The organism is Sulfurifustis variabilis, assembly GCF_002355415.1.
Lineage (GTDB): Bacteria > Pseudomonadota > Gammaproteobacteria > Acidiferrobacterales > Sulfurifustaceae > Sulfurifustis > Sulfurifustis variabilis.
In genome coordinates, this window is the sequence record NZ_AP014936.1 from 1,228,235 (window position 1) to 1,247,191 (window position 18,957).

General features: G+C 69.7%; 21 protein-coding genes. 14 read left to right on the forward strand and 7 right to left on the reverse strand.

Features of this window, described 5'->3' with window-relative positions:
• Positions 1 to 99 precede the first annotated feature (99 nt).
• From SVA_RS05960 to SVA_RS05975, 4 genes are all read left to right on the forward strand, one after another.
• On the forward strand, positions 100 to 504 hold the full coding sequence (locus SVA_RS05960; protein ID WP_096460214.1) for a VOC family protein: 405 nt from the start codon (positions 100 to 102) through the stop codon (positions 502 to 504).
• A gap of 15 nt (positions 505 to 519) precedes the next feature.
• Positions 520 to 1,128, forward strand: a complete 609-nt coding sequence (locus SVA_RS05965) for a GDSL-type esterase/lipase family protein (protein WP_096460217.1) — start codon at positions 520 to 522, stop codon at positions 1,126 to 1,128.
• Positions 1,129 to 1,251: 123 nt separating this feature from the next.
• Positions 1,252 to 2,004, forward strand: a complete 753-nt coding sequence (locus tag SVA_RS05970) for a TerC family protein (RefSeq protein WP_096460220.1) — start codon at positions 1,252 to 1,254, stop codon at positions 2,002 to 2,004.
• A 37-nt stretch (positions 2,005 to 2,041) separates the two neighbouring features.
• Positions 2,042 to 2,464 (forward strand): VOC family protein, encoded by a 423-nt coding sequence (locus tag SVA_RS05975; RefSeq protein ID WP_096460223.1) that lies wholly within the window; start codon positions 2,042 to 2,044, stop codon positions 2,462 to 2,464.
• Positions 2,465 to 2,563: 99 nt separating this feature from the next.
• Here the strand turns inward: SVA_RS05975 and SVA_RS05980 are convergent, their stop codons facing one another.
• Both SVA_RS05980 and SVA_RS05985 read right to left on the reverse strand, forming a co-directional pair.
• Entirely contained in the window at positions 2,564 to 3,472 is a 909-nt protein-coding gene (locus SVA_RS05980) for a DUF2959 family protein (RefSeq protein ID WP_169923985.1), read from the reverse strand.
• A 148-nt stretch (positions 3,473 to 3,620) separates the two neighbouring features.
• Positions 3,621 to 4,676, reverse strand: a complete 1,056-nt coding sequence (locus SVA_RS05985) for a S1C family serine protease (protein ID WP_096460229.1) — start codon at positions 4,674 to 4,676, stop codon at positions 3,621 to 3,623.
• A gap of 275 nt (positions 4,677 to 4,951) precedes the next feature.
• Here SVA_RS05985 and SVA_RS05990 point away from each other — a divergent pair, with 275 nt between their 5' ends.
• The 7 genes from SVA_RS05990 (at position 4,952) to SVA_RS06020 (ending at position 9,225) form a co-directional block, all read left to right on the forward strand.
• On the forward strand, positions 4,952 to 5,467 hold the full coding sequence (locus SVA_RS05990) for a DUF192 domain-containing protein (RefSeq protein ID WP_096460232.1): 516 nt from the start codon (positions 4,952 to 4,954) through the stop codon (positions 5,465 to 5,467).
• 86 nt (positions 5,468 to 5,553) lie between these two features.
• Positions 5,554 to 6,075, forward strand: a complete 522-nt coding sequence (locus tag SVA_RS05995; RefSeq protein WP_096460235.1) for a sigma-70 family RNA polymerase sigma factor — start codon at positions 5,554 to 5,556, stop codon at positions 6,073 to 6,075.
• Positions 6,072 to 6,755 carry a DUF3379 family protein gene (locus tag SVA_RS06000; protein ID WP_096460238.1) on the forward strand — a complete coding sequence of 228 codons (684 nt, stop codon included), beginning with the start codon at positions 6,072 to 6,074 and terminating at the stop codon, positions 6,753 to 6,755. The genes SVA_RS05995 and SVA_RS06000 overlap by 4 nt, the downstream gene beginning before the upstream one ends.
• 106 nt (positions 6,756 to 6,861) lie before the next feature.
• On the forward strand, positions 6,862 to 7,125 hold the full coding sequence (locus SVA_RS06005) for a BufA1 family periplasmic bufferin-type metallophore (RefSeq protein ID WP_096460241.1): 264 nt from the start codon (positions 6,862 to 6,864) through the stop codon (positions 7,123 to 7,125).
• A 5-nt stretch (positions 7,126 to 7,130) separates the two neighbouring features.
• The gene (gene bufB, locus SVA_RS06010) at positions 7,131 to 7,997 is read left to right on the forward strand and encodes an MNIO family bufferin maturase (protein ID WP_197703387.1); all 867 of its coding nucleotides are present in this window, start codon (positions 7,131 to 7,133) and stop codon (positions 7,995 to 7,997) included.
• Entirely contained in the window at positions 7,981 to 8,754 is a 774-nt protein-coding gene (locus SVA_RS06015) for an HvfC/BufC N-terminal domain-containing protein (RefSeq protein ID WP_096460245.1), read from the forward strand. The genes bufB and SVA_RS06015 overlap by 17 nt, the downstream gene beginning before the upstream one ends.
• Before the next feature lie 12 nt (positions 8,755 to 8,766).
• Positions 8,767 to 9,225, forward strand: a complete 459-nt coding sequence (locus tag SVA_RS06020; RefSeq protein WP_096460248.1) for a DoxX family protein — start codon at positions 8,767 to 8,769, stop codon at positions 9,223 to 9,225.
• 45 nt (positions 9,226 to 9,270) lie between these two features.
• Here SVA_RS06020 and SVA_RS06025 read toward each other — a convergent pair whose 3' ends face one another.
• The 3 genes from SVA_RS06025 to SVA_RS06035 form a co-directional block, all read right to left on the reverse strand.
• On the reverse strand, positions 9,271 to 10,752 hold the full coding sequence (locus SVA_RS06025) for a peptide MFS transporter (protein WP_096460251.1): 1,482 nt from the start codon (positions 10,750 to 10,752) through the stop codon (positions 9,271 to 9,273).
• Positions 10,753 to 11,218: 466 nt separating this feature from the next.
• On the reverse strand, positions 11,219 to 12,613 hold the full coding sequence (locus SVA_RS06030) for an ATP-binding protein (protein ID WP_096460253.1): 1,395 nt from the start codon (positions 12,611 to 12,613) through the stop codon (positions 11,219 to 11,221).
• The gene (locus tag SVA_RS06035; RefSeq protein ID WP_096460256.1) at positions 12,610 to 13,326 is read right to left on the reverse strand and encodes a response regulator; all 717 of its coding nucleotides are present in this window, start codon (positions 13,324 to 13,326) and stop codon (positions 12,610 to 12,612) included. The genes SVA_RS06030 and SVA_RS06035 overlap by 4 nt, the downstream gene beginning before the upstream one ends.
• A gap of 170 nt (positions 13,327 to 13,496) precedes the next feature.
• On the opposite strand from SVA_RS06035, the gene SVA_RS06040 reads away from it, so the two are divergent.
• Complete coding sequence (locus SVA_RS06040) at positions 13,497 to 13,958, forward strand: Spy/CpxP family protein refolding chaperone (RefSeq protein ID WP_169923986.1); 462 nt, start codon at positions 13,497 to 13,499, stop codon at positions 13,956 to 13,958.
• Positions 13,959 to 14,232: 274 nt separating this feature from the next.
• Here SVA_RS06040 and greB read toward each other — a convergent pair whose 3' ends face one another.
• A complete protein-coding gene (gene greB, locus SVA_RS06045; RefSeq protein ID WP_096460262.1) occupies positions 14,233 to 14,751 on the reverse strand; it encodes a transcription elongation factor GreB in 519 nt (172 codons plus the stop codon).
• 112 nt (positions 14,752 to 14,863) lie between these two features.
• Here greB and SVA_RS06050 point away from each other — a divergent pair, with 112 nt between their 5' ends.
• Together SVA_RS06050 and SVA_RS06055 are read left to right on the forward strand one after the other, a co-directional pair.
• Positions 14,864 to 16,039, forward strand: a complete 1,176-nt coding sequence (locus SVA_RS06050; protein ID WP_096460265.1) for a M20 metallopeptidase family protein — start codon at positions 14,864 to 14,866, stop codon at positions 16,037 to 16,039.
• Complete coding sequence (locus SVA_RS06055) at positions 16,039 to 17,166, forward strand: carboxylate-amine ligase (protein ID WP_096460268.1); 1,128 nt, start codon at positions 16,039 to 16,041, stop codon at positions 17,164 to 17,166. The genes SVA_RS06050 and SVA_RS06055 overlap by 1 nt, the downstream gene beginning before the upstream one ends.
• A 234-nt stretch (positions 17,167 to 17,400) precedes the next feature.
• Here the strand turns inward: SVA_RS06055 and SVA_RS06060 are convergent, their stop codons facing one another.
• Positions 17,401 to 18,921: a CoA-acylating methylmalonate-semialdehyde dehydrogenase gene (locus SVA_RS06060; RefSeq protein ID WP_096460272.1), complete on the reverse strand. Its 1,521-nt coding sequence runs from the start codon at positions 18,919 to 18,921 to the stop codon at positions 17,401 to 17,403.
• Positions 18,922 to 18,957 lie beyond the last annotated feature (36 nt).

An 18,957-nucleotide genomic window follows, 5' to 3' on the forward strand; every position in this document is an offset into this window, starting at 1 on the left:
TTTTCGGCGGCGGCGACCTGGCGCAGGCCCGGGCCGCAAGCGGAAAGCGCGGAGATCCGTTTCCAGTGCGCCCGGACGGCCGCGCGAAGGGTGGCTCGCATGGATTTTCTGGTAAACGTCGATGTCGAGGACCTCGACAAGGCGATCGGCTTCTACGGTTCGGCATTCGGCCTGAAAATCGGTCGCCGTTTCGGCGAGTTCGCCGTCGAGATGCTCGGCGCCTCGACCCCGATCTACCTGCTGGCGAAATCGCCCGGCACGCCGGCCGCGGAGACGACCGACCAGCGCCGCAGCTACGGGCGGCATTGGACGCCGGTCCATCTCGATTTCGTCGTGGCCGATATCGAGCTCGCGGTGCGACGGGCCGTCTCGGCCGGGGCCGTGCTCGAGACACCGGTCGCCGTGCACGAGTGGGGCAAGCTCGCCGTGATGGCCGATCCGTTCGGCCACGGCTTCTGCCTGATTCAGTTTCTGGGCCGAGGATATGACCAAATCGCGGAATGAGGGATCCCCGGGCCGATGAAGGACCCGGGCGACCACCGGATCTGTTTCGTGGGCGATTCGTTCGTGCAGGGCACGTTGGATCCCGAATGTCGCGGATGGGTGGGGCGCGTCGCCGCGGCCGCCCGCGCGCGCGGGTTCGACGTCACCGCCTATAACCTGGGCGTCCGGCGGGATACGAGCCGGGACGTGCGCGCGCGGTGGGAAGCCGAGTGCCGGGCGCGTCTTCCCGCCGGTTGCGCCGGGCACGTCGTCTTCTCGTTCGGCGCGAACGACGCGACCCTCGAGGAGGGCCGCCCGCGGGTCGGCGAAGAGGAGAGCACGGCGAACCTCGCCGCGGTGCTCGCCGCGGCCCGGACACACTACGCGGTGCGGGTGGTCGGGCCGCCGCCGGTCGGCGACGCCGAGCAGGACGAACGCATTCTGCGCCTCTGCGCACGCTACGCGGAAACGGCGGCGGAGCTCGACATACCGTACCTGCCGCTTGCGGCGAAGCTGGCGGAAGATCCCGTGTGGCGGAACGAGGTGGCGGCCAGCGACGGCAGCCACCCCGGGGCGGCCGGCTACCGGCTGATCGCTTCGCTCGTGCTCGCCTGGCCGTCGTGGTGGTTCGGGCCCGCCCCCTGACCGGCGACCTCGCGGACGCCGCCGAACCCGTGTCCGACGGCCGATCCGCGGGCCGTTTCGCGGCCGCAGGCCTTTCGCGCACAATAGGCCGCCTTTTTCGACGGCCAACAGGGAAAACCCCGCATGCTCGAACTGATTACCGATCCGACCGTCTGGGTCGCGTTCTTCACGCTGACCGCGCTCGAGCTCGTGCTCGGGATCGACAACGTCATCTTCATATCCATCCTGGTCGACAAGCTGCCGGAGAAGCGGCGGGAGTTCGCGCGGCGCCTGGGGCTCTTTCTCGCCATGTTCATGCGGATCGCGCTGCTCCTCGTGCTCTCCTGGATCATCGGCCTGACGGCGCCGCTCTTCAGCGTCGTCGGCAACGAGATCTCGGGGCGCGATCTCATCCTGATCGCCGGCGGGCTGTTCCTGGTCTGGAAGAGCACGATGGAGGTTCACCAGCTGCTGGAGGGCGAGGAGGGCGCGGCGTCCGCGAAGGTGAAGGCGACCTTTGCCGCGGTCATCGCGCAGATCATCCTGATCGACGTGGTGTTCTCGTTCGACTCGATCATCACGGCCGTCGGGCTGGTCGACGAGCTGCCCGTCATGATCGCGGCCGTTATCGTGTCGGTTCTCCTGATGATGGCCTTCGCCGGCACGATCGGTCGCTTCGTCTCGGCGCATCCCACGATCAAGATGCTGGCGCTGTCGTTCCTGTTCGTCATCGGCGTCGTCCTGATCGCGGACGGGTTCGACCACCACGTGCCCAAGGGCTACATCTACTCGGCCCTCGCGTTCTCGGTTTTCGTCGAGGCGCTCAACCTCAGGGTGCGAAAGCGCGCGCGCCGTCCGGTCGAGCTTCACGAGCCATACCGGAAAACCGAATCCTGAACGGGGGTGGCCGGAGGCGATCTGAAGGAGGACGAACATGAAACCGCGGATCACGCTCATCACCATCGGCGTCGACGACCTGGAACGCTCGCTCCGGTTCTATCGGGACGGCCTTGGCCTGCCGACGCAAGGGATCGTCGGCAGGGAGTTCGAGTACGGCGCCGTGGCCTTCTTCGACCTCCAGTCCGGCCTGAAGCTCGCCTTGTGGCCGCGGAAGAGCATCGCGCGCGAGACGGGCATCCCTTCCGGAGCGCCGGCGCCCACCGAGTTCACGCTCGGCCACAACGTGTCCTCGAAGGAGGAGGTGGACGCGGTGATGACACAGGCGAGGAATGCCGGCGCCGTCATCGTGAAGGAGGCGCACGAAACCTTCTGGGGCGGCTACGCCGGGTATTTCGAGGATCCCGACCGGCACCTGTGGGAGTTCGCCTGGAACCCGAGTCTCGCGGTCCCCGACTAGGCGACTCCCGCGCGCGAGGCAGGGAACCCGACGGTCGGGGTCCGACCGTCGGGTGGGACGCGCCCTCGATGCCGTAGCGCGCGCGGGGCGCGAGTGCAGCTACTTCCGCTCGTTCTGCTCGGCGGAACCGGGCGTCGAGCCCTGGTCGCCGCGGGCCTTCGTCGCCGCCTCGTACTCCGACTGCGACAGGCGTCCGTCGCCGTCGCGGTCGGCCGAGGAGAAGTCGAGCCCCTGGATGGCGCCGGCCTCGCCCTGCTCGATGGCGCCGCTCTGGTCCCGATCGGCCTGCGTGAACGAGGGAATAGCGGCCGTCGCTGCCGCTCCCGCCGGCGCGGGCCGCTTGGCCGCCTTCACCGGCGGCACGCCGGGCTCGGGCGCGAGCCGGCCGAGCACCCGGTCGAACTGGTTGATGGCGACCGTGAGATTGCTATTCAGCCTTGACGCTTCCTGCTTCGCGCTCCGCACGACGCCGGACTTCTGTACCGCGGCGACGTTGGCCGGCGTCGGATCGCTGCCGATCACGCGCTGGATGTCCTGCAGGTGACTCACCAGTGGTTTGATCCCCTGATCCGACTTCTTGAACGTCGTCTCGATGTTGGCGAGCTGCTGGCTGACCTCCTCGTGGCGTCGGTCGGCGACCTGGCGCAGCTTGGGGTCCTCCACGTTCAGTCGGGTCCGCTGCCATTCCGTCATGTAGTTGATCCGCTGCTCGCGCATGTTCTGGGCGTTCTCCGAAAGCTGCTGCGCCATGGCGCTCAACTGATCGACGTTATCGGAGTAGGGCGTATAGGCGGTCCGGATCTGGCCCGGCGGCGCGCTCATCACGGAATCGAGCGAAAACATCGTCCGCTCGACCTGGGCCCGGAGGTCGGCCATCTGTTTCTGGGTCGCCTCGAAACTCTGTACGGCGCTCTGCTGCTGGTCCTCCTTTCCGAGGAGGGTGGCGCAGCCGTAAAGCGTCGACAGGGCGAAGAGCGGGAGAAGAAAGAATATCCTGTGGTGTTTCATGGGTCCCTCCATGGGCCGTGTGTCTCGTCCCCGATTGTCCCACACTGGTTCGCTCGCGCCAGCGCTTCACGCCGAACGGGAGCCCCTGTCGGTAAAGGTGGCTTGCCCGGCGCGCCAGCGACCGGTCTCCTCACCGGGGGACCCGGGTCTACTCGGGCGCGGGGATCGCGGCCGAGAGCTGGACGATCTCGCCTTCGCGGACGATCTCCATCGTCACCGTGTCGCCCGTTCCCAGGCTCGCCAGCCGCTCTCTGGCCTTCGGGTATCCGTCCTCCTCCTCGAGAGACACTCCCTGTATCGCGAGAATGATGTCCCCGCCGGCGACGAGCTCCACGCCGCCGATCCTGGCGGCGAGGGTCCCGGCGCGCAGGCCCAGCAGCGCCGCGGGCGAATGCGCGTTCTTCGCGATTCGTTCGACGAGCAGGCCGCGCTGCCGGGGGACGTTGAAGGCCTGGGCCAGCAGCCCCGTCAGCCAGCGGCCGCGAAAGCCGCCCCAGAAGGAGCGCTGCTCGAGCAGCAACCGTCGCGCGGCATTCGAGGTGACCCCGAAACCGACGCGCGGCCCCGCCTGCTCCTGTCCCAGGAGATGCGTCGCGATGCCGATGATCTCGCCCTCCGTGTTGAACATGGGCCCGCCCGAGACGCCGGCGCTGATGTGCGCATCGGTGGCGAAGAACTCCCCGAGCGTGAGGTCCGCGCCCACCTGATCGGGGCGGGAGCGGGCCGACAGCCGGCCGACGGAAAGGTAACGCTCCACGCCATGGGGGGCGCCGATGATGAAGATGTCGTCACCGACCTCCATGCGATCCGAGTCGCCGAGGCGAGCGACGGCGACCGCTTCCGGCAGCTCCTCCAGCCGGAGCAGAGCGATGTCGGCGGCGGGCTCCGAGGCGACGACGCGGGCGGGAAGGACTCGCCCGTCGCGGAGCTTGACCGCGATGCGATCCGCCGTTTCGACCAGGTGGGCGGCCGTGAGCAGGTCGCCGTCGGTCGATATGATCACGCCCGCCGCTTCGTGCTCGACTTTCGCGATCCTCGGCGTCTCGTCCACGAGCACGATGACCTCCCGCGTGAAGACGGTCACGACCGCGGCGCTGGTCGCGGCGTATACTTCCCGCAGGGAAGCGGAGTCGGCCGGTGCGATCCCTGCTGTGTTCAAGCCGCCGGCAAGAAGGAGGGCTGCCGTCCAGGTTCTGCCGTCCATGGTGATTCCGGCTCCGATCCGTGCATCGCGAAGCAGCTTGGTCCAGCGCGCCGGTGCCGGCTTTGACTGCCATCAAGAAACCGGAACCGGCTTTGACTGCCATCAAGAAACCGAACCGTTTCCCGGCGGCAGGACGAAAAGGAGCGCCGACAGATGACCAGGCGAGACTTCCGCGAGGTCGACGTGGCTTCCTGCCCGGGAGCCCATGGCGCCGTCCGGGTCTCCTGCGAAGCCTTCGCGTATAACGAACCCACCAAGCCAAACCCGTGTCGCCGATGAGCGTCGGATCCGCCCGCGCCCTCTGTCTCGCGATCGTCCTGGGCGCCTCGTGCTTCGCGTCCGCGACGGCCGGCCCGGGCGGCGGCCGGCCCGCGGCGGAGCGCGTTGCAATGCGGATCGCCGGCGCGGCGGGAACGGTCGGGCTCCGCGCGGAGATCGCGCGGACCGTCGAGGCGCGTTCGCGCGGGCTCATGGACCGCTCGCACCTGCCGGCCGACGCGGGCATGCTGTTCGTCTATCCGGAGGCGCAGCCGCCGCAGTCCGGTTTCTGGATGTTTCGCACGCGCATCCCGCTCGACATCGCCTTCCTCGACGGCGACGGCCGCATCCTGGCGATCCGTGTCATGGAGCCGTGCGGGAGCGCTGTTTCGTTCCGCTGTCGCACTTACGCGCCGGGTGTTCCGTACCGGGCGGCGCTCGAGGTCAATCGCGGCTTCTTCGCGCGCAACCGTATCGCGGTCGGGGATCGTCTCGTCCTCCCTCCGGACTTCTCGCTCGAGGGCGCCGAGTGACGCGGATGGCCCGCGATCGCGGCCGGTCCGGCCACGGTTCGGCGAGATCGCTGTAATAAGAGGCGCCGCGCCCGGGTCTATTTCGTATGGCCAATCGCCAGGCACAGTTCGAAGCGCTCGTCCAGGCCTATTCCGCGGACCTCTACCGGTTCGCGTTCTGGCTGTGCCGCAGCCGGACCGTGGCGGAGGACCTGGTGCAGGAGACCTACCTGCGCGCGTGGCGGGCCCTCGCGAACCTCCGCTCCGGCGATTCCGCGAAGGGCTGGCTGCTCACCATCCTGCGCAACGAGCACGCGCGGCTGCGGCAGCGCCAGCGGCACGAGGCGCCGCTCGACGAGCCGGAGATGCTGGAGGAAATCCCCGACGACAAGCCCCCGGACGACGAGGCGTGGCTGCTGCGCCGTGCCCTTGCGCGGCTCCCCGAGGAGTACCGGGAGCCGCTGTTGCTCCAGGTGATCGGCGGTTTCAGCGCGCAGGAGATCGGCAAGATCATCGACGCCTCCGCGCCGGCCGTGCTGACGCGCCTGTTTCGCGCCCGGCAGAAGCTGCGCGCCGAGTTGATTCGCGAGTCCGGCGCCGACGCCGGCGCAGGCAGGAAGACATCATGAACTGCTTCGAGTTTCGAAAGATCTGCATCACCGAGCCGCACTGCGCGCACGGCGAGTATCGCCGTCATCGGGACGAGTGCCCGGCGTGCGCCGCGTTCGCCGAACGCCAGGAGGGCTTCGAGCGCGCGCTCGCCGGCGCCGTCCAGGTCCCGGTCCCGGCGGGGCTCGACGCCCGCGTCATTCTCCGGCAGACCACGCAGCACGCGTCCTCGTTCCGGCGCGTGCTGGCCTACGCCGCGTCGGTGCTGGTGACGCTCGGCGTCGTCGGCGGCCTCTTGTGGCCGGAGCCCGAGCAGAGCGTCGACGAGCAGGTCATCGCGCACATCCTCGACGAGCCGGAGCACATGATGTCCCAGGACGTGGTGCCGGTCGCGCGGGTGGCCGACGTCCTTGCGCGCGCGGGCGTACGGCTCGAAGGCGACCTCGGGCTCGTGCGCTTCGCCGATCTCTGTCCCGGTCGCCCGGGCGCGCACCTCGTGATCGCCGGGAGCCGCGGCCCGGTGACCGTGATGATCATGCCGGACCAGCCGGTCGCGAACCGGCAGCTCCTCGCGCGCAGCGGCTTCACCGGCGTGATCGCGCCGGCGGGCAAGGGCAGCGTGGCCGTCGTCGGTCTGCCGGGCGAGGCCATCGACCGGTACGAAGCGCAGATACGTTCGGCGATCGCCGGACTGGCGTAAGCCTCCGTTCGCATTTCCACGCCGCCCTCTCGTCGCGAACGGGGAGGGAGAGAAAGGTTTTGCCGTTCGCCAAGGTCTTATTCCCAACCTGACACAGGAGACAGCCATGAAACCCATGAATCCGCTCATTCTCGGCGCCGTGACGAGCGTCCTCGCCCTGGGTCTCAATGCCGGTACGGTCGCGGCGGAGAGCAAGAACATCGAGCAGTGCTATGGCGTGGTCAAGGCCGGGAAGAACGACTGCCAGACGGCGACGAGCGCTTGCGCCGGTACCTCTGCTCGAGACGGACAGAAGGACGCCTGGGTGGCCGTGCCGAAAGGAACGTGCGAGAAGCTGGTCAACGGCTCGCTCAAGCCCGCCAAGGGGTGAGGCGAGTGCGACGGGAAACCGCCCATGCCGCTGCGCCGATCCCGAGCCTGCTCGGGGTCGGCCTGCGCGCCCCGCACTATCGGGCGGTGCTTCAGGGTCTGCCGCCGCTCGGGTGGTTCGAGGTTCACAGCGAGAACTACTTCGGTGCGGGCGGTCCGCCGCATCACTACCTCGAGCGCGTCCGGAGCCACTACGCGTTGAGCTTGCACGGCGTGGGGCTCTCCCTCGGCTCCACGGATCCGCTGAACGAGCGGCACCTTCATGCCCTGAAACGACTCGTCGCGCGCTACCAGCCCGCGTTCGTGTCCGATCACCTCAGCTGGAGCTCGATCGGCGGGCGGTATCTCAACGACCTGCTGCCGCTGCCGTACACGGAAGAATCGCTCGCGCACGTCAGCGCCCGAATCGCCGCGGTGCAGGAGTTTCTGGGTCGCGAGCTGCTGATCGAGAACCCCTCGACCTATCTCCGCTTCACGCATTCGACGATCCCCGAGGGGGAGTTCCTCGCCGAGGTCGCGCGGCGCGCGGATTGCGGGATCCTGCTCGACGTGAACAACGTCTACGTGAGCGCGGTGAACCACGGGCTTGATCCGCGCGTGTGGCTCGACGCCGTTCCGGCCGACCGCGTGCGCGAGCTGCACCTCGCGGGCCATACCCGCAGGCGCTATCCCGACGGGGAGATCCTGATCGATACCCACGACGCGCCCGTCTGCCCCGCGGTCTGGGCGCTCTACGGGCAGGCGCTCGCTCGCCTGGGCGCGCGCCCGACGCTGATCGAGTGGGACTCGAACCTCCCGCCGTTCACGACGCTGCTCGAGGAGGCCGCGCGTGCGCGCCGCTGCCTGGAGGCTTGCGATGCCCTCGCTGCATGAGCTGCAGTCGCGCTTCGCCGCGGCGCTGCTGGGAGATCCGGCGGACGTTCTGCCGCACGTCCAGGCCCATCGGTTCCCGCCCGAGCGGCTGCTCCAGGTCTACCGCAACAACGTGACGGCCACGCTCGTCGACGCGCTCGGGGACATCTACCCCGTGGTGCGGCGACTCGTGGGTCCGGACTTCTTCGGGTTCGCCGCGCGCGCCTACCTGCGCGCGAACCTGCCGACGGGCGGAAACCTGCACGACTACGGCGACCGTTTCGCCGGCTTCCTGTGCCTCTTCGAGCCCGCCCGCGATCTCGACTACCTCGGCGACGTGGCGCGCCTCGATTGGGCACGGCATCGCGCGTTCCACGCCGCCGACGCCGATGCGCTCCCGCTCGACGCGCTTGCGCGGGTCGAGCCGTCGCGTTACCCGGCGCTTCGCTTCACGCTCCATCCTTCCGTGTCGCTCGTCGCGTCGCCGTACCCGCTTCTCCGGATATGGGAAGTCAACCAGCCGGACCAGAGCGGCGATCAGGAGGTGGACCTGGCCGAAGGCGGGGTGTCGCTGCTCGTCATCCGGCGCGGTCTGGCCGTCGAGATCGAATCGCTCGATCGCGGCGAGTTCGCGCTCCTGACGTCGCTCGCCAAGGGCCTGACCCTCGAGCGCGCGGCGGTCAAGGCCCTGGCGGCGACGCCCGATCTCCGGCTCGATCGCGTGCTGCGGCGGCACGTCGCCGGACAAACAATCGTCGACTTCACCATCAAGGACTAGCGGAGGCACCCGATGAATGCCGTCGTTCATTCTCTGCAAGGCGTCCGCTCGGTCGCGCGCGGGCTGGAGTGGCTGGCCCCGGTCGGCGACCTCGCGATCCGGCTGTGGGTCGCGAACGTCTTCTGGCGCTCCGGGCTGACGAAGATCGGGAGCTGGGACACGACCGTGCTGCTCTTCACCCACGAGTATAGCGTGCCGCTGCTCCCGCCCGAGACGGCCGCGCTGCTCGCGGTCGTGATCGAGCTGGTGTTTCCCGTGCTCCTCGCCTTCGGGCTCGCCGGTCGCTTCAGCGCGCTCGTGCTGTTCCTGTTCAACGCGGCGGCCGTCGTGTCCTATCCCGCGCTCGCGGACGCGGGCCTGCGGGATCACACCGTCTGGGGGCTGATGCTGCTCGTTCCGTTGCTGCACGGGCCCGGCAAGCTCTCGCTCGATGCGCTCGTCGCGCGGCGATGGCCCGCGCCATCGCGCTGAGTGCCTCGAATCGCCGCTGCGTGCTTGTCGACCGCCGGGGTCTGCCTAGCGCACGCCGCGCATCAGCCGGTGAATGAACGGCGAGAGGAGCAGCAGCAGCCCGCCGGCGCCGAGCGAGCTGCCGACCAGGAACCAGTAGAGCGGTATTCCGGTTCCCGACAGAAGCGACTCGAGAATGCCGGCGAGGTAGCTCGCGGTCGCGATCGCCGCGAACCAGAGCCCCATCATCAGCGACACGAGGCGGGCGGGGGCGAGCTTCGTGACCATCGACAACCCGATGGGCGAAAGAAAGAGCTCGCCGACCGTGAAGAGCGCGTAGGCGCCCAGGAGCCACGAAGGCCCGACCTTGCCGTAGAGCGCCGCGCGCTCGTGCCCGGCCGCGAGGACGACGAAGCCGAGGCCGAGGATCAGGATGCCGACCGCCTGTTTGACCACGGACGACATGGCGAAACGCGAGCGGTCGATCCGGACCCAGAAGGCGGCGAAGAACGGCGCGAGCGCGATGATCAGGAGGGGGTTGACCGCCTGGAACCAGCTCGCCGGGATCTCCAGGTCGAAAATCACGCGGTCGGTGAGCTGGTACGCGAAGAGGTTCATCGTCCCGCCCGCCTGCTCGAAGCCCATCCAGAAGAAGATCACGAAGAGCGCGGTGATCAGGATCGCGGCGATGCGGCCGCGCTCCTCGGGCGTCATCGGCGCCGGGCGCTCGCGCGACAGCACGCGCGGCGCGGCGAGGGCGGCGAGGGCGAGCGTCAACGCGGCCGTGCCCTGACCGACGTGCGACAGGCTCTGCCACCCGGTGCGCAGCACCGGCCAGGCGGCCACGAAACCGAAGACGAAGGCGGCGCAGGCGAAGACGACCGCGCCCACGGTGAACCAGTCCTCGGGACGCAGTGCGGCCTGCGCGGGCGATCGCACCGGCGGCAGGCCGGCCGCGCCGAGCCGGCGCTGCCCGTGGAGGAACACGCCGAGCCCGAACAGCATGCCGACGCCCGCGGCCGCGAAGCCGTAGTGCCACCCGTACACCTCGCCCAGCGTCCCGCACACGAACGGCGAGAGAAAGGCGCCGATGTTGATACCCATGTAGAAGAGCGTGAATCCGCTGTCGCGGCGCGCGTCGCCCTCCTCGTAGAGTGCGCCGACCATCGTGGAGATGTTCGGCTTGAAGAAGCCGTTGCCGACCACGAGGAGCCCGAGCGCGGGGTAGAGCAGCGTCGGGAAGGCCATCGTGAAATGACCGAGCGCCATGACGATCCCGCCGATCAGCACCGCGCGCCGCGCCCCCAGCCAGCGGTCGGCGAGGTAGCCCCCGAGGATGGGCGTGAGGTAGACGAGCCCGGTATAGGTCGCGTAGACCTGAAGCGCCTGCTCGCGGGGGAACTCCAGGCTGCTCACGAGGTAGAGCACGAGCAACGCGCGCATGCCGTAGAAGCTGAAGCGCTCCCACATCTCCGCGAAGAAGAGCGTGCGCAGGCCGGCGGGATGGGCTCGGGTCATCGCAAACGGGGCAGGGAGGCTGGTTTTCATGGTAAGCGGCGGCGCACGGCGGTGGAAGGATCGCGGCGGGAACAACAAGCGGCTTTCTCCCTCACCCCGGCCCTCTCCCCGATGGCGAGAGGGAGTAATTTCGAAAGAGCATTTCTTCGGCCCTGGGGAGCCGGGGCGTGACCGAAGTTCACTTGTGCCTTGCGAGCCCGCGAAAACAACGAGCGCTTCGTTATTCCATCAATACGGCAAGGCGACGGGGCGGTACGTCGATGAACCCTCGAGCCAGGACGGAGGGAATGCACGTCGATGGCCCCGCGGCCAGTCACGAGAGCGCTCTATGACTTCGCTCCGCGAGCGGGGAAGAGGGGTAGGGTGAGAGGGGGTGTTCGGGCAGTCGGGCCGCTCGTGACTGCCGCGAAACGCCCGGTGCTCACGCGCGGTCGACCCGCTCGTGTCCGGGAACGACTTTTGCCTTGATCGCAACGACGAGGAAGTCTAGCCGGGTTCACCGCGGCAGCGTCAGCACCGCCGCCAGCCCGCCGCCTTCGCGATTGCGCAGCACGAGCTCCCCGCCGTGGCTGCGCGCGATGTCGCGGGCGATGGAGAGGCCGAGTCCGGTGCCGCCGGTCTCGCGGCTGCGCGAGCGCTCGATGCGGTAGAACGGCTCGAACACGCGGTCGAGCTGGTCCTCGGGGATGCCCGGCCCCTCGTCCGTGACGGAGATGCCCAGGCCGTCGTGCGCGTCCTCCACGGCGACGCGCGCCGCCCGGCCGTACTTCACGGCGTTGTCGACGAGGTTCGACAGGCAGCGGCGTAGCGCGAGCGGGCGCCCCGGGAAGGGCGACGCGGCCGAACCTTCCAGCGTCACCTCGTGGCCCATCGCCTCGAAGTCGGACTGCAGGCTCTCGAGCAGCGCGTTCACGTCGATCGGCTGCACCGGCTCCTCGGTCCGGGCGCCCCGCAGGAAGTCGAGCGTCGCTGCCGTCATGCGCTCCATCTCGTCGACGTCGGCGAGGACCTTCGTGCGCATGGCGGCATCGTCGATCATCTCGGCGCGCAGCTTCAGGCGCGTGAGCGGCGTCCTGAGATCGTGCGAGACGGCCGCGAGAAACTCCGCGCGCTCGCTCAGGAAACGCTGCAGCCGCTGCTGCATGGCGTTGAACGCCTGCGCCGCACGCCGCACCTCGACCGGGCCGGACTCCGGGAGCGGCGGGCGGTCGATGTCGCGCCCGAGCCCCTCGGCGGCCTTGCCCAGCGTCGCGAGCGGGCGCGTGACCCACCGCACGGCGAGCAGCGCGAGCGCCACCACCGAGACCAGCAGCACGCCGAGCGTGAGCAGGAGCTTGTACGGCCAGGCGAACGGCTCGCGCGCGAGCCCGTGCTCGAACGTCGCCCAAGTGCCGTCCGCAAGCGCCACCTGCGCGACGAACGCCACGCGATAGGATCGGGCGTCCGGCCGCGCCCACCGGCGGTGCATGCCCTCGGGCGGCATGTGCTCGGGCGGGGGAGCGGCCCGCGCGGTTTGCAGCGGCACGCGCTCGACGATCGCCGCGCGCACCGCGCGGTCCGGACCGAGCAGGCGCGTGAGCAGCGCCTGCATGCGCGGGGCGAGGCTAGTCTCGCCGGCCGGGAGCGGACCCGGCAGCTCCGTGACCGAGACGCGCAGCGGCTCCGCGTTCACCGCGCGCAGCGCGATGCCCCGCTGCGCCGGCTCGAGCGCGTCGAGCACCTGGACGATGCTCGCGATGCGACGCACGGCGTGGAACCCGCCCGCCTCGTACAGGGCGACCGAGCGGTCGCGCAGCAGGATCGCCGCGCCGACGAGCTGCGCGATGAACAGGCCGGCCACGAGCACGAGCACCATGCGGCCGAACAGCGTGGACGGGAGCAGGCGCGTCACGGTTCCGCCTCGACGGACGCCGCTAGCACGTAGCCTTCGCCGCGCACGGTCTTGATGAGCGCCGGCTCCTGCCCGGTGTCGCGCAGGCGCTTGCGCAGGCGCCCGACCTGTACGTCGATCGCGCGGTCGAACGGCCCGGCCTCGCGCCCGCGCGTCAGGTCGAGGAGCTGGTCGCGGGAGAGCACGCGGTGCGGATGCGCGAGGAGGACGCGCAGCAGCCGGTACTCGCCGTTCGAGAGCGGCACGACGATGCCGTCGGCGGCCGTGAGCTGGCGCGCCGCGACGTCGAGCGTCCAGCCGGCGAAACGCAGGAGCCTCGCGTCGCGGAGCGCCTCGGGGAGCGTGCGCGTGCGGCGCAGCACGGCCTTGATGCGCGCGAGGAGCTCGCGCGGGCTGAAGGGCTTGGGCACGTAATCGTCGGCGCCCATCTCCAGGCCGACGATGCGGTCGGTCTCCTCGCCGCGCGCCGTGAGCATGATCACGGGCATGTTCGAGCGCGCCCGCAGGTCCCGGCAGAGCGTGAGCCCGTCCTCGCCGGGAAGCATGAGATCGAGGATCACGAGATCGTAGCGGCCCGCGCCGAGCGCCTCGCGCATGGCGCGCCCGTCCGCGACCGCCTCCGCGCGCAGGCCGTTGCGGCCCAGATAGTCGCGCAGGAGCGTGCGGATCTCCGCGTCGTCGTCGACGATGAGGATGCGTTCGGAACGTTCCATGCCCTTCTTATACGCCTCGGCGCCGGGTGTTTCAGCGGCGGTCGTGTAACGCACTGTAACAAGCGCCGGCCGCGTTGCAATGCGTTACAAAAGCGCCGGGGCCTGACATTGACGGGTTACCGCGCGGTGGTGTGATGGGCCCGCTAACCCAGCAAGCCCAAGGAGGCATCATGAAAACGTTGAGCAAGGCGGTTCTGGCCGCCATCGGTATTTCGCTCGCCGCGGCAGCGGCGGCCGGGCCGGGCGGCGGCTACGGCATGGGAATGGGACCCGGCGGCGGCAAGGGCGCCGCGTGTGCCCGGGCCGGCGGGGCCGACGTCGGCACGCGGCTCGAGACGCTGAAGTCGGAGCTCAAGCTCACACCGCAGCAGACCGGCGCGTGGGACGCGTTCGAGAAGGCGGTGCGCACGCAGTGGGAGACCATGGCGCAGGCACGCGGGCAGTTTCGCTCGATCGAGAACCCGAACGAGCGGATGGACGCGCACATCCAGTTCATGGAGCAGCGCGTGGAAGGGATGAAGGCCGTCGCCGCGGCCCGCAAGGAGCTGTACGACACGCTGACCCCGGAGCAGAAGGAAGTGGCGGATCGCTTCTGGCAGCACGGCGGTCGCGGCATGGGTCCGCGCGTCTGAAGAAGCGCCGATCCAGCGGCTCTACTGCCATTGCGAGCGCAGCGAAGCAATCCGACACGACGTGTCGTCCTGAGGCGCCCTCCCGGGCGCCGAAGGATCGCTCGAGATCCCTCGCTCTGTCCGGGATGACCGCTGCGCGGTCAGATTGCTAAAGTCCTCTCCTCGTCCTGTCCCTCTCCCCGGTTCGGGGAGAGGGAGTTCGTTCAAGCGAGTTCGAAGTGACAGGTGCGAAGTGAATGTGGCGCGCTGTGCGCGCCCGTCAACTTATCACCTGTCACTTTTCACTCATCGCTGCCGTCTCATACCTCACCCCCAGCACCGTATAGGTCATCCGGCCCTTCGGCAGGTCGACCGTCACCTCGTCGTCCACCGCCTTCTTGAGCAGCGCCCGCGCGAGCGGCGAGTCGATGCTGATCCAGCCCCTGGCCGTGTCGAGCTCGTCCGGCCCGACGATCCGGTACTCCATTTCGTTTCCGTCGTCGTCCTCGAGGCGCACCCAGGCGCCGAAGAAGATCCGTGACGTGTCGGCCGGCGGCCGGTCGACCACGGTGAGTTGCTCCAGGCGCTTGCGCAGGAAGCGTACGCGCCGGTCGATCTCGCGCAGCTGCTTCTTGCCGTAGATGTACTCCGCGTTCTCGGAGCGGTCGCCGAGCGCGGCCGCGTCGGACACGGCCTGCGTGACCTGCGGGCGCTTCACGCGCCAGAGGTGATCGAGCTCCGCGCGCAGCCGCTCCGCGCCGGCCCGGGTGATGTACGCGGTGCTGCGCGGCTGGGGGAGTCGGTTTCTGCCCATGCGCAAAAGATACCGAATGGGCGGGGGCGTTCACCAGCGGGATTTGTCGCACGTCAAGGCGCCGATCCGCGGGCTTTCTAGACTGCGACCATCGTCCCCGAGAACCGCCGCCATGCAGACCGCCCGGAACGTCGACGCCGCCTACCCGCGCATGGTGGAGCTGCGGCGCGCGTTTCACCGGGAACCCGAGCTCGCGTTCGAGGAGGCGCGCACGGCGCGGGCGATCATGGCCGAGCTGGACCGGCTCGGCATCCCTCACGAGTATGGCGGCGTCGGCGGGGGTGTCGTCGGCCGGCTCGCCGGAGCCGCGACCGGGCCCACGGTGGCGCTTCGCGCCGAGATGGACGCGCTTCCGGGCAAGGAGACGACCGGACTGCCGTTCGCGTCCATCCACCCGGAGCGCGTCCACGCCTGCGGGCACGACGCCCACATGGCGATGGTGCTCGGCGCGGCAGCGCTTCTCGCCGCGGCGCCGCCGCCCGGCAAGGTGCTCTTCGTGTTCCAGCCCGCCGAGGAGCGCGGCGGAGGCTCGCGCGTCATCCTGCGCTCGGGCGCGCTCGTCGGCGCGCGCGCGATCTTCGGCGGGCACGTCACCCACCACTACCGGGTGGGCGAGATCATGGCGGTGCCGGGCGTGATCACCGCGCAGTCCGACCGCTTTCTCGTCAAGATCCAGGGCAAGGGCGGGCACGGGGCCCGGCCGCACGAGGCGGTGGACGCCGCGGTCGTGGCCGGCGTCCTCATCACGGCGATCCAGACGCTCGTCTCCCGCGAGATCAACCCGGTCTATCCGTCGGTCGTCACGATCGGGAAGGTGCAGGCGGGGACCGCCGCCAATGTGATTGCCGAGGAGGCGACCCTCGAGGGCACGATACGGACGACGCGCGCCGACGTGCGCGCCCACCTGCATCACGGCATGCAGCGCATGGGGCGCGCGATCGCCGATCTGCACAACGCGCGCGTTACCGTCCACATCACCGAGGGCTATCCGCCGGTGATGAACTCGCCGCGCGAAGCGGAGATCGCGCAGCGCGCGGCGCGTCGCGTGGTGGGTGAGGCGGGCCTCGCCGCCATGGACTACCCGAGCATGGGCGCCGAGGATTTCGCCTTCTACCTGCACGAGCTGCCCGGCTGCTACGTGCGCTTCGGCGCGCGCATCAAGGAAGACGAGTACATCCCGCTGCACAGCCCGGCGTTCGACGTGAACGAGGAGGTGCTCAAGGTGGGCGCGGCCTTCTTCGAGCAGGTGACGCGCGAGGCGCTGGCGGAGTACGCCCGGGGCGGCTGATGGAGTTCCGTCCCTCCAGCCCGGACACGATCGGCATGGAGCTCGAGCTGCAGCTCCTCGATGCCGGCACACTCGACCTCGCCGACGGCATCCTTCCGCTCATGCGGCTCTACCCGAGCAGCGTGTACGTCAAGCCGGAGGTCATCCAGAACACGGTCGAGATCGCGTCGAAGGTGTGCGGGGGCGTCGCGGAGCTCGAGGCGCACGTGCGGGACATCGCGGCCGGGCTGCGAACGCGCTGCGCCGGCCTCGGCATGCGGCTCTGCGGCGCCGGCTCGCATTCCTTCAGCGTGCGGCCGGGGCTCATCACACCGCAGCCGCGCTACCTCGCGATGGAGCGGCGCTACGGCCACCTGAGCCACGCGCAGATCACGTTTGCGACGCACGTGCACGTCGGTATGCGCTCGGGCGACGAGACCGTCTCGCTCATGCATCGCATGAAGCCTTATCTGCCGCTCCTGATCGCCGTCTCCGCGAGCTCGCCGTTCTGGCAGGGCCTCGACACCGGCTTCGCCTCGTACCGCCATCGCATCCTCGCCGTCACCCGCAGCTACGGCGTGCCGCCCTCGTTCGTCCGCTGGGAGGACTTCTGCCGGTTCTTCGAGACGACGCGGCGCGCCGGCCTCTTCGGGAGCGTGCACGACATCCACTGGGATCTTCGGCCGCGGCCGCACATCGGGACGCTCGAGGTGCGCGCGATGGATGCGCAGGCGACGGTGGGGGAGGCCGCGGCGCTCGCCGCCTTCGTGCGCGCGCTCGTCGAAGGACTGCGGTCCGGCGAGCTGTCGGAAGCCGGGCTCCCCCAGCCGCTGCCCTGGTGGATCGAGAAGGAAAACCACTTCGCCGCCTCGCGCCTCGGCCTCGCGGCGCGCTACATCGCCGACGAGGCCGGCACCGTGCGCGACCTCGGCGAGGTCTGGCACGCGGTGTATGCCGCGCTCGTCCCGGTTGCCGCGCGACTCGGCGAGGGGGTATATCTCGAACGGCTGCGGGCGCAGATCGAAGCGGGACCGGGCTACGTCGCCCAGCGGCGCGAATACGAGCGTACCGCCTCGCTCAACGATGTCGTCGCCCGGCTCGTCGACCGGCTGGAGCGCGAACCGCGGGGCGAGGCAACGACAGCCTGATGCGGATCGTTTTGCCACCGGGGTGAAGGCATCCAGTGGACTGTGCGCCCGGCAAGCGGGCAACCAGGGGTGGTTGCCCTGGGCCTTTCTGCGGAGCAGGAAGCGCAGCAGAAAAGGGGATAGGGTGAGGGACCGCCGCTCCCCCTCGCCCTGGCCCTCTCCCCCACGAGTGTGGGAGAGGGAACGGTTTATGTGGCGAGAGGAAACGCGCTCTGCAACGAGTTCCCGGTCGGCTCAATGCGTCGGCATCGCGAAGCCGTGCGCTTTTGCCTCGTCCGAGGCCGGCCAGCGCGTCGTGACGACCTTCGTGCGCGTGTAGAACTGCACGCCTTCCATGCCGTGCATGTGCAGGTCGCCGAAGAGCGAGGCCTTCCAGCCGCCGAAGGAGAAGAACGCCATGGGCACCGGGATGGGGATGTTGACGCCGACCATGCCGACCTGGATGTCGTGCTCGAAGTGGCGCGCGGCGGCGCCCGAGCGCGTGAAGATCGCCGTCCCGTTGGCGTAGGGATTGCGGTTGACGAGGGCGATGGCCTCGTCGAGCGTCGGCACGCGGAGCACGATCAGCACAGGCCCGAAGATCTCATCCTGGTAGATGGTCATTCCGGGCTGCACGCGATCGAAAAGCGTCGGTCCGAGGAAGAAGCCGCGCTCGTGCCCGGCGACCTTGAGACCGCGGCCGTCGAGGACGAGCTGCGCGCCTTCCCGTTCGCCGGTGTCGATGTAGCCCTTCACCCGGTCGCGGTGCGCCGCCGTCACGAGCGGGCCCATGTCGATGCCGTCCTGGTCGCCCGGCCCCACCTTGAGCTTCGCGGCCTTCTCCTCGAGCAGCGCCACGAGCGGATCGGCCGCGTCGCCCACGGCGACCACCGCCGAGATGGCCATGCAGCGCTCGCCGGCCGAGCCGTACGCCGCGCCGACGAGCGCGTCGGCGGTGAAGTTCATGTCGGCGTCCGGCATCACGACAGCGTGGTTCTTCGCGCCCCCCAGCGCCTGCACGCGCTTGCCGTTGCGTGCGGCGGTCTCGTAGATGTGCTTCGCCACCGGCGTCGAGCCGACGGAGGAGATCGCGGCGATGTCCGGATGCGCGAGCAGGGCGTCGACCGCTTCCCTGTCGCCGTGAAGCACGTTGAACACGCCGGCGGGCAGGCCCGCCTCGGTGAACAGCTCCGCGAGCCGGAATGCCGTGGACGGCACCTTCTCCGAGGGCTTGAGCACGAAGGTGTTGCCGCAGGCGACCGCGACCGGATACATCCAGAGCGGCACCATCGCGGGAAAGTTGAACGGCGAGACGCCGGCGCAGACGCCGACCGGCTGGAGCACGGAGTGCGAGTCGACCCCGCGACCCACGTCCTCGGCGTGCTCGCCCTTGAGCAGGTGCGGGGCGCCGGACGCGAACTCGATGACCTCGATCCCGCGCTGCAGCGAGCCGGCGGCGTCGAGCAGCGTCTTGCCGTGCTCCTCGCTGATGAGCGCGGTCAGCTCCCTGCGGTTCGCTTCGACGAGCTCCCGGTAACGGGAGAGGATGCGCGCCCGCCGCAGCGGCGTGGTGTCGCGCCAGGCCGGGAAGGCGGCCCTGGCCGCCGCCACCGCCCGGTCGACGTCGGCCTCGTCGGCGAACGGCACACGCCGGATCACTTCGCCGGTGGCCGGGTTGTAGACCTCGCCCGAACGCTTGCCGGTGCCGGCGACGCGCTCGCCGTTGATCCAGTGGGACAGGAGTTCGACGGGAAGTGTCTCTTTGACGCTGGACATGACTACCTCCGGCAAATGAAACGCCGCCGTGCACAA